This is a genomic window from Massilia frigida (assembly GCF_011682175.1).
Classification (GTDB): Bacteria; Pseudomonadota; Gammaproteobacteria; order Burkholderiales; family Burkholderiaceae_D; genus Telluria_A; species Telluria_A frigida.
On record NZ_WHJG01000019.1, the window covers coordinates 49,762 to 60,142 of the forward strand.

A 10,381-nucleotide genomic window follows, 5' to 3' on the forward strand; every position below is an offset into this window, starting at 1 on the left:
AATTCATTCTTGTTCACTACCGTACGCTGCGCCCAAGGGGGCGCCGTGGGCGTTAGCGTTCTTTTAACGGAAGCTCTACATGCACCCAATGCTCAATACGGCGATCAAGGCAGCTCGCCGCGCCGCCACCGTGATCCAGCGCGCGTCTTTCGACGTCGACCGGATCAGTGTTACTGAAAAACAACACAACGATTTCGTCACCGATGTCGACCAGGCGGCCGAACAGGCAATCATCGAAACCTTGCTCAAAGCCTATCCCGACCATGCCATCCTGGCCGAGGAATCGGGTGCATCCGCCAACCTGAACGACGAGAGTGAATTCGCCTGGATCATCGACCCGATCGATGGCACCACCAATTTCATGCACGGCTACCCCAACTATTGCGTCTCGATCGCGCTGGCCCAGCGCGGCATCGTCACGCAAGCCGTCATCTACGACCCCGTGCGTAACGACCTGTACACCGCCAGCAAGGGCGCCGGCGCCTACCTGAACGACAAGCGTATCCGCGTCACCAAGCACGACCGCCTGGCCAACACCCTGCTGTGCTCGGGTCACGCCGCCGGTCCGCGCGCCTTGGCCGAATACATGAAAATGTACGGCGTCGTCGCCGAACGTTGCCAGGCCGTGCGCAGCGCCGGTTCGGCCGCGCTGGAACTGGCCAACGTGGCCGCCGGCCGCAGCGACGGCTTCTACGAAAAAGGCTTGAAAGCCTGGGATATCGCCGCCGGCTCGCTGCTGGTGACGGAAGCGGGCGGCATCGTCGGCGAGTTCAACGGCGAGTCCGCCTACCTGCACAAGGGCGACATCATCGCCGCCAGCCCCAAGGTGTTCGGCCAGATGGTCACGCTGTTGGCGCCTTTCGCGTAAAATACGCCACTAAGCTGTTCAGGAGGTCTTGTCCGGCCTCCACTTTCCCTCCGCCAGGCTTAACAAGCCGCACGTGAAATTTCCACAGCGAAACTGATTTCTGTTAAATTTAGCCTCGCTGTGTATGCTGCAATGTCGGGTGGCACCGTTTCCAGTGCCTTTGCCACCACGATTTTCTAATATTGATTGCCTGCGACTGGCGCTTTCTGCAATGAGCGACGGGCCGATCTCCACCATAAAGTTATCATGTCATTTTCTAAACTCGGCCTGTCCGATGCTATCGTTCGTGCCGTAACCGAACACGGTTACACCGTCCCGACCCCGATCCAGACCCAGGCGATCCCCGCCGTGCTGAACGGCGGCGACCTGCTGGCGGGCGCACAGACGGGCACCGGCAAGACCGCCGGTTTTACCCTGCCAATCCTGAACCGCCTGTCGACCGACGCGGTCGGCGCGGCATTGAGCAGCAAAACCTCGACCCGCTCGGTGCGCGCACTGATCCTGACCCCGACCCGCGAACTGGCGGCCCAGGTCGAGGAAAGCGTGCGCGTGTACGGCAAGTACACCCAGCTCAATTCCGCCGTGATTTTCGGTGGCGTCGGCATCAATCCGCAGATCAAGCAGCTCAAGCACGGCGTCGACATCCTGGTGGCCACCCCGGGCCGCCTGCTGGACCACATGGAACAGCGCACGGTCGACCTGTCGAAGGTCGAAATCCTGATCCTGGACGAAGCCGACCGCATGCTCGACATGGGTTTCATCCGCGACATCAAGAAAGTGCTGGCGGCCCTGCCGGCCAAGCGCCAGAACCTGCTGTTCTCGGCCACCTTCTCGGAAGAGATCAAGGCCCTGGCCGATGGCTTGCTGAACAAGCCGGCCATGATCGAAGTGGCGCGCCGCAATTCGACGGTCGAAGTGATCGCCCAGAAGATCCACCCGGTCGACCGCGACAAGAAGCACCCGATGCTGTCGCACCTGATCAAGTCGAACAAATGGACCCAGGTGCTGGTATTTACCCGCACCAAGCACGGCGCCAACAAGCTGGTCGAACAGCTCGGCGCGGACGGCATCGGCGCGATGGCGATCCACGGCAACAAGAGCCAGTCGGCACGCACCAAGGCGTTGTCCGAGTTCAAGGATGGCGCCCTGCAGGTGCTGGTTGCGACCGACATCGCCGCGCGCGGTATCGATATCGACCAGTTGCCGCACGTGGTCAACTACGACTTGCCGAACATTCCTGAAGACTATGTGCACCGTATCGGCCGTACCGGCCGCGCCGGCGCCACCGGCGAAGCCGTGTCGCTGGTCTGCGTGGACGAGCACGACATGCTCAAGGATATCGAGAAGCTGATCAAGCAGACCCTGCCGCGTCAGATCATCGCCGGTTTCGAGCCGGACCCGAACGCGCGCGCACAGCCTGTGCAACTGCGTAGCGGCGCGCCTGGCCATGGCGGCCGCGGCGGGCGTTCCGGTGGCGGCCAGGTAGTCAAGGTCGGCGGCGGCGGTGGCCGTGCTCCGGCCAAGCCACGCAGCGCCGGTGGTGGTGGCGGGGGTGGTGGCGGCGGTGGCGGTACGGCTGGCGCGCGCGGTCCGCGTCCGGCGGCACCGCACCGTTCGGGCGGCCGCGGCCGTTAAGCAGGTCCGGCTCACGCCGTAGCGCGTGGCCACCGATTCGCCCATCGGCAACGATGGGTGAAATAAGTGGCCATGCGTTTTAAAAGCCTATATACTTGCGCACTCAAACACCTGTACTGTATTTATAAAGGATAGCGCAATGAACGAATTGAATTCCCACGCCGAACTCTGCCTGCGCATGGCGCGCGCCAACGCAGCCCTGCTGCGCCGTTTCGACACCTCGCTGGGCGGGCATTACGGCATCAGCTTTTCCGACTTCCAGATCCTCAACCACCTGAGCCGGGCGCCGGGCGGCCGCCTGCGCCGGGTCGACCTGGCCGAGCGCCTGGGATTGACCGCGTCCGGGATCACGCGCAGCCTGCTGCCGCTGGAGAAAATTGGCCTGATCACGCGCGAAGCCGATCCGCGCGACGCCCGCGTCGGCTTTGCCATGATCACCGCCAGCGGCAAGGAACTGGCGCTCAACGCCAGCGACGTCGTCGACCTGATCAGCCGGGAAGCGCTACGCGCCTTTGCGCCGGACCAGCTCGAAGCGATGTCGGCCATCCTGGGCCAGATCGCCGGCATTAACCTGAGCAATAGCTAAGCGCCATGGAGGATCAACAACAAGCAAGCGGCGCCCTGCTGCGCCAGCCGGATTTCCGCTGGATGATGAGCGGCGCCATCATCACGGCCCTGGGTGACCAGTTCACCATCATCGCCCTGCCCTGGCTGGTGCTGGTGAGCACCAACGACCCGCTCAAGATGGGCCTGGTGATCGCGCTGATGAGCGTGCCGCGCGCGATCTTCATCCTGCTCGGCGGCGCCCTGGTCGACCGCTATTCGCCCAAGTCGATGCTGATGATCAGCAAATACGTCAATACCGTGCTGCTGGCGCTGCTGGCGGCGCTGGTCTTGGCCGGCTATGCCAGCCTGCCGGTGATCAGCGTGCTGGCGCTGGCGATCGGCTTCGCCTCGGCCTTCAGCATCCCGGCCGGCACCTCGATGCTGCCGAACGTGGTGGCGCCGGCCCAGCTGCCCCAGGCCAACGGCATCATGATGGGCGTGCGCCAGGTCAGCATGCTGGCCGGGCCACTGCTGGCCGGCCTGCTGATCGCGCTGTTCGGCGATGGCGGCGGCGCGGCCGGCAGCGCGGCCGGCATCGGGGTGGCGTTCGCCATCGACAGCGCCAGCTTCTTGCTGTCGGCCTGGACCCTGTCCAAGGTCAGGCTCCTGCATGCGCCGCCGCAGGCCGCACCGGAGCCGGTCCTGCGCGCGGTCGGGGCCGGCGTCGCCATGGTCTGGAACGACACCGCGCTGCGCACCTGCATGCTGTACTGGGGCCTGGGCGCGTTCGTGGTGGGCGGCACCATGCAGGTGGCGCTGCCGGTCCTGGCCAGCAGCGTGCTGCACGGGGCCTCGGCATTGGGCCTGATCATGGGCGTGCACGGCGCCGGCAGCCTGGCCGGGATGGCGCTCACTGGCGTTCTGGGCGAATTCCGGGTGCGCAATTTCGGCACCACCGTGCTGGTCGTGGACGTGCTGGTCGGCCTGCTCCTCATTCCGCTGGGCCTGGTGGCGGCAAGCTGGCAGGCAGCCGGGCTGATGCTGGTGATCGGCGTGCTGGGTGGATATATGCAGGTGGCCGTGTTCAGCTGGCTGCAGCAGCGCGTGCCGCGCGCCATGCTGGGGCGGGCGATGAGCATCTTCATGTTCATCTTCATGGGCGTGGCGCCGCTGTCGGCGGCACTCACGGGATGGCTGCTGCAACGGGTGTCGCTGGCGCAACTTTTCGGCGGAGCCGGTTTCTTCCTGATGAGTACGGCACTGCTGGCCTGGCTGCTCACGCCGATGGGGAGCGTGTCCGACAGCACGCCACCGCCGGCGCAAGCCTGAAACGGCTGGCTTAGCATTACCTTCATTTTTACAACACTCTAAATAAAAAGAGGCAGACTCAATCGCGCTTACATGCCTTTGCGTTATAGTTTTCAGACACGAAATTTAACCGTACTATTATTTTTGTGTCTGGTACCCGCACATGGAAATTACCGGCTCCACCGTTACACTCCAGCCTGGCATGTACATCCTGCGCCATCCGACCCGGAACGCGGCCGCGCTGAGCATCGCGCGCGCCCCGGGCACTGTCGCCACGCAGGGGACCATGGCGCTGCTCAGCACAGCGGGAACCCACGGCAGCATGCTGCGCGACGGCGCCGACTGCATCGTACTGCACATCAGCGACGCGCCCGTCACCTTGCTGGTCAGCGCCTTCCTGGAAAACAAACACGCCCCCGTCCCGGCACTGCGTGTCGACCAGATCGCGCTCGACCGCGCGCCCGTGCCGCCCCCCATGCCCGCCACCGCCGCACAGTCCACGCCGGCCGACGCGGGCGCCGCGCCGATTCCCATCAGCGCGCAGGGCATGACCCTCATCGGTCACATCGAGCGCAACGGCGACATCATGGCCGCCCCCGGCACCCTGCTCGGCGACCCGGACAGCCTGTTGCGGCTCGAAGGCTTCCAGGTCATGTGGCCCGACCGACCGCCCGGCGTCGACCTCGCGTACAGCATTGCGGTCGAAGGCGGCGGCGTGCTGCCCATCGTCAAGAGCGGCAAATTCTGCGGCACCCGCAACGAGGCCAGGCGCATCATCGAAGTGAGCTTCGCCCTGATCGGACCGGCCGCCAGCGGCTGGCGCCTGGAGGGAACAGCGCACTTCAGCGGTGGCTACCAGGCGCCGGTGCACTCGGCCGTGCCGCTCAGCGGTCCCTCGGGGCTGGAGCACCTGACCGCGATCACCCTGCAGGCGCACCCCGCCGAGGTGTCGGCCAGCGAGCGCAATCCCTGGCTGGAATCGGCCACCACCAAAGTTTTCAAGGCGACAGCTGCGCAAGTCGAGCGGGTGCAGTCGGTCGACAGAGCTGAAGAGCTTGCTTCATGAACCACGTTTCGTAGCCAGTTACGATCGCGGCGGTACGTCTTAACGACCAGAGGAGAACATCTAATGTATCAACTATCAAACAGTGCGACTACCACGACCCTGATGAACCTGAATTCGACGCTGTTCACGCAGGGAACGATCGACCGCATCCTGGCGCTGACGGCCTCGGTCGACAAATCGGTGTCCTTCGATACGGTAACGCCCGATTCGAAGGGCGCGCTTCCCGTTACCGCCAGCACCGAGATACTGCTGGTGGCGTCCTCCGACACCGCCCAGACCACCATCGTCGGCGGCCCCAGCGCCCCGGTCACCATCTTCCAGGGCAAGGGCGGGGTCAACGCGCGCTTCGAGGATACGCGTCCGACCGACCTGCCCTACACGGTCACTGAACGGATCGTGGTCGGCACCACCGGCAATGACAAGTTCGTCATCGCCGACGACCGCAACACCCAGCTGACCCTGGGCACCGGCAACAGCATGGCGTCGAGCATCGGCACCAGCTACGACACCATCGTCGCCGGCCTGGGCAACAGCACCATTGTCGGCGGCACTTCCGGCAATGCGATCGTCCAGCTCAAGGGCAACGCGTCCGACTACAAGGTCACGATCCAGGATGGCCATGCCATCGTCACCAACCTCGGCACGCTCAAGACCACCGACATCAGCAAGATGCAGTTCGTCCAGCTCGACGGCAACCAGGCACTGGTGTTTGCCAACGATGCCAAAGAGGCCAGCGTGAGCACCCTGTACTCGGCCGCGCTGGGACGCTTGCCGGACGCCAAGGGCCTCGAATTCTGGATGGATGCGGTGCGCTCCGGCGTCTCCCTGGAAAGCATCGCGCAAGGCTTCCTCGATTCGGCCGAGTACAAGGCCAAGCCGCAACTGACCGATCAGCAATTCCTCGACGGCCTGTACCTGAAAACCTTCAACCGCGCGCCCGATGCCGAGGGCCTGGCCTACTGGACCAATGTGCTCGACAGCGGCATCTCGCGCGCCTCGGTGCTGGCCGGCTTCATTTCCGTGGCCGGCAATAGCCTCGATGGCACCGGCAACTATATCGAGCCGGTCGTGGTCGGCTCCGTCACCGTCGTGCATAACATTATTTGAACGCGACCGCTGCCGTCCAGGGCGCGCCGCCTGCGGCAGCCTGGAGCGCGTCGCGCCTGCGCGAGGATTTCCTGCTCGCGCAGGCGGTCGACGCCCTCCAGGACGGCTGGCCGGCCGACGCCCTGCTGGCCGCCGAAGCGGCTTGCCGCCGCCATGCAGAGTCCGCCATTCCGGCGCTGCTGCGCGCCACCATCCTGCAAGCGTCCCGTTCGGCCTTGAGCAGCGCGGCCTGGTATCACGCCTGGCGCCGCGATCCGCAAGATGCACGGCTCCAGGATTTACTGATTCAGGATTGGCTCGCCCACGGCGAGCGCGCCCGCATCGCCGCACTGGCGCCGGCGCTGCTGCCGGCCCGCTGCCGCGCCGCCAGCCACGCCAGCTTGCTGCCCAGCCTGCGCGAAGCCGCCTGCCTGCCAGCCGGGGCATGCTGGCGCGCCGGCGCCGCCATCGAAGGCATGCTGTTCGAGGCGCACGCGGCCGCGTCTGCCCAGCTCTGCCTGCGCGACGAACTGAGCCAGAAAAACTACGGCGTGCGCCTGCCGCCCGGCACGGCCGGCGCGCACTTTTCCTTCGTCCCGCCGCACCCGGACGGGGTCTGGTCGCTGGCCCTGGCCGGCGCCACCGCCGCCCTGCCCGGCTCACCCCTGGTGTTTGCCGTGCCGCGCGCAGCGTCCGCAGCCGCCGCCGCGCCCCCCGCCACCACGGCGCTGGGCGTGCTCATTCCAGTCTACAGCGGCCTGGCGCAAGTGCAGGCCTGCATCGCCAGCGTCCTGGCCAGCCTGCCCGCCAACCGCGCCGGCGCCACCGTCCTGGTGATCGATGACGCCAGCCCCGAGCCGGCGCTGGCGGCCTGGCTCGACACACAATGCGCCGCCGGACGGATCGGCCTGCTGCGCAACCGCTACAACCTGGGTTTCGTCGAAAGCGTCAACCGCGGCCTGCGCCAGTTGCCGGGCCACGATGTGCTCCTGCTCAATGCCGACACCCTGGTGCACGGCGACTGGCTGGACCGCCTGCGCGCCGCCCTCTACAGGGCCGACGATATCGCGGCCGTGGCCCCGTGGTCGAATAATGGCGAAATCAGCAGCTTTCCCAGCATCGCCAGGGCCGCCCCGGCACCGGACGCGGACGGCCTGGCCCGCCTCGACGATCAGGCCAGTGCCCTGCACCGCGCCGGCGCCTGCGCCGACGTCGACGTGCCGGCCTGCTGCGGCTTCGCCATGCTGATGCGCGCCAGCGTGCTCGCCGCGATCGGCGGGCTCGACGGCAACGCCATCGAACGCGGCTATGGCGAGGAAGTCGACTGGTGCCTGCGCGCGGCCGCCGCCGGCTACCGCCACCGGATCGCCACCGGCGTCTATGTGGCCCATGCCGGCGGGGTCTCGTTCGGCGACGAAAAACACTTGCGGGTGCGCCAGAACCGCGCCGTGCTGATGGCGCGCTATCCGCACTACTACAGCGCTTACCAGCGCTTCCTGCAAGACGATCCGCTGGCCGCCGCGCGCGCCTGCCTGGCCGCCGCGCTGCCGCCTGCGGCGGCCGCCATCGATGCGCCGCCCGCGCCGCTGCCGCCGTCGCTGGCCTCTTCCTGCACCCGCATCGCGGTCCTCGCCCACTGCGCCGCGGGAGCGCTGGCGGCCGGCGTGCTGGCCCTGGCGCGCCTGGTCGCCGCGCGCACCGACCTGGCCCTGCGCCTGCTGGTGATCGGCGAGGTCAGCGAAACGCTGTGGCGCACCGGCGTGGTCGACGTGGTCGCGCCCGCCAGCGGGGCAAGCTTGCTCAGCGACAGCGACTTGATCGGCCTGAGCGGCTGCATCGTGCTGCTCGCCGCCGACCCGGCCCAGGCCCGCATCGCCATCGACACCGTGCGCCTGGACCCTGGCTTCGATGCCGGCAGCTGGTTTTCCGCCTTGCTGGCCCGGGCCCACGTGGCCCCGCGCCCGGCCCTGGCGCCTCTCCATTTTGCCAACCCGGGCAGCACGGGGGCGCGATCATAGCGCAGCCGGGCGACAGCGGCGTCGCGCGCCGCCTGTCCGACGACGGCGCCGCCGCGCGCCCGCGCCAGCTGCTGCACGTCGGCTGCGGCGCGCGCGGCAACCGCGACTTGCCGGCCTGCCTGCGCGGCCCCGCCTGGCGCGAAATCCGGCTCGATATCGACCCCGCGGTCGAACCGGACATCGTGGCCAGCATCAGCGACCTGCACATGGTGGCCGACGCCAGCATCGATGCCATTTTTTCCTCGCACAACCTGGAGCACCTGGACGCCTTCGCGGTGCCGCGCGCCCTGGCCGAATTCCACCGCGTGCTGCGCGCGGACGGCTACGCCCTGATCACCCTGCCCGACCTGCGCGCCATCGCCCTGCACATCGCCGCCGACCAGCTCGACGCGCCGCTGTACCAGTCGCCCGCCGGTCCGATCAGGCCGCTGGACATGCTGTTCGGCCACCAGGCCGCGCTGGCCGCCGGCCACCAGCACATGGCGCACCGCACCGGCTTTACCGCCAGCACCCTGGGGCGCAGCCTGCTGGCGGCCGGCTTCCACGAAGTGCGCGTGCACGAAGGCCGGCACTGGGACTTGTGGGCCCTGGCCAGCATGCCCGCCACCGGCGCCGCCGTGTGGGACGAGCTGGCGCAGGTGATGCAATGAAGATCCTGTTCATCCATCAGAATTTCCCGGCCCAGTTCCTGCACCTGGCGGGCGACCTGGCGCGGCGCGGGCATCAGGTGGTGGCGCTGTGCCGCAACGCGCGCGCCGCGCCCGACGGGGTCACGCTGCGTCCCTACCAGCTGCTGCGCCCGGCGATGCCCGAGATCCATCCGCTGCTGGCCGAACAGGAAAGCCAGGTGCGCCACGCCGAAGCCTGCGCCGCCGCCGCCATGCAGCTGCAGCGCGAAGGCTTCACGCCCGAGATCGTGCTGGCCCATCCGGGCTGGGGCGAGGCGCTGTTCATCAAGGATGTGTTCCCGCACGCCAAACTGCTGATTTATTGCGAATACTATTACGCGCTCGAAGGCCAGGATGTCGGCTTCGATCCCGGGCTGCCCCCGCTCAGCATGCCCGAGCGCTGGCGCCTGCGCTTGCGCAACAGCACCAATCTGCTGAGCATGGAACTGGCCGACGCCGCCATCGCGCCCACCCGCTGGCAGCGCGACACCTATCCGGCCTGGGCGCGCGACAAGATCAGCGTCATTCATGACGGCATCGACAGCGAGCGGCTGCGCTTCAACCCGCAGGCGCGCCTGGCCTTGCCTGGCGTGGCCAGAACGTTCGCGCCGGGCGCTGAAGTGATCAGCTTCGTGGCGCGCAACCTGGAACCGATGCGCGGCTTCGATGTGTTCATGCGCGCGCTGCCGGACGTGCTGCGCCGCCGTCCGGACGCGCACGCGATCGTGGTCGGCGGGGACGAGGTCGGCTACGGCTATCCCGCTCCGGGCGGGCGCAGCTGGAAAGAGCACATGCTGGCCGAGGTCGGCGCGCAGCTGGACCTGTCGCGCGTGCATTTCGCCGGCCAGCTGGCGCCCGGCGAATACCTCGACCTGCTCAGCATCAGCCGCGTGCACGCCTACTGGAGCGCGCCCTTCGTGCTGTCCTGGTCGTTCCTGGAGGCGGCCCTGAGCGGCGTGCCGGTGCTGGCCTCGGCCACCGCGCCGGTGCTCGAATTCGCCGCCGCCCTGGGCGTCGCCTGCGTGCCGTTTTTCGATGCCGCCGCCTGGGCCGATGCCATCGCCCTGCGCTGCGCGGCCGGCGCCCAGCCGCGCCAGGCGCCGCCGCCGCTGCCGGAACTGGTGCTGGAGACCTGCCTGGCGCGCCAGCGCCAGTGGCTAGCCGCGGCGCTGGCGACATGAAACCC

The 10,381-nt window shown here is 67.5% G+C and carries 9 protein-coding genes; all 9 read left to right on the forward strand.

The window, feature by feature from the left end:
* Positions 1–88: 88 nt before the first annotated feature.
* The 9 genes from F2P44_RS18565 (at position 89) to F2P44_RS18605 (ending at position 10,376) form a co-directional block, all read left to right on the forward strand.
* The gene (locus F2P44_RS18565; RefSeq protein WP_167088604.1) at positions 89–868 is read left to right on the forward strand and encodes an inositol monophosphatase family protein; all 780 of its coding nucleotides are present in this window, start codon (positions 89–91) and stop codon (positions 866–868) included.
* A 246-nt stretch (positions 869–1,114) separates the two neighbouring features.
* Positions 1,115–2,503 carry a DEAD/DEAH box helicase gene (locus F2P44_RS18570; protein WP_167088534.1) on the forward strand — a complete coding sequence of 463 codons (1,389 nt, stop codon included), beginning with the start codon at positions 1,115–1,117 and terminating at the stop codon, positions 2,501–2,503.
* A 139-nt stretch (positions 2,504–2,642) separates the two neighbouring features.
* Complete coding sequence (locus F2P44_RS18575; protein WP_167088535.1) at positions 2,643–3,089, forward strand: MarR family winged helix-turn-helix transcriptional regulator; 447 nt, start codon at positions 2,643–2,645, stop codon at positions 3,087–3,089.
* 5 nt (positions 3,090–3,094) lie between these two features.
* Positions 3,095–4,378 carry an MFS transporter gene (locus F2P44_RS18580; protein WP_167088536.1) on the forward strand — a complete coding sequence of 428 codons (1,284 nt, stop codon included), beginning with the start codon at positions 3,095–3,097 and terminating at the stop codon, positions 4,376–4,378.
* Positions 4,379–4,520: 142 nt separating this feature from the next.
* Positions 4,521–5,423 carry a hypothetical protein gene (locus F2P44_RS18585; RefSeq protein ID WP_167088537.1) on the forward strand — a complete coding sequence of 301 codons (903 nt, stop codon included), beginning with the start codon at positions 4,521–4,523 and terminating at the stop codon, positions 5,421–5,423.
* Between the two features lie 63 nt (positions 5,424–5,486).
* Entirely contained in the window at positions 5,487–6,530 is a 1,044-nt protein-coding gene (locus F2P44_RS18590; protein WP_167088538.1) for a DUF4214 domain-containing protein, read from the forward strand.
* On the forward strand, positions 6,527–8,527 hold the full coding sequence (locus F2P44_RS18595; protein ID WP_167088539.1) for a glycosyltransferase family 2 protein: 2,001 nt from the start codon (positions 6,527–6,529) through the stop codon (positions 8,525–8,527). Before F2P44_RS18590 ends, F2P44_RS18595 begins: the two co-directional genes overlap by 4 nt.
* Before the next feature lie 71 nt (positions 8,528–8,598).
* Positions 8,599–9,177, forward strand: coding sequence for a class I SAM-dependent methyltransferase (locus tag F2P44_RS18600; protein ID WP_370662717.1), 579 nt, complete (start codon positions 8,599–8,601; stop codon positions 9,175–9,177).
* Positions 9,174–10,376 carry a glycosyltransferase gene (locus F2P44_RS18605; RefSeq protein WP_167088540.1) on the forward strand — a complete coding sequence of 401 codons (1,203 nt, stop codon included), beginning with the start codon at positions 9,174–9,176 and terminating at the stop codon, positions 10,374–10,376. The genes F2P44_RS18600 and F2P44_RS18605 overlap by 4 nt, the downstream gene beginning before the upstream one ends.
* Positions 10,377–10,381: the final 5 nt, after the last annotated feature.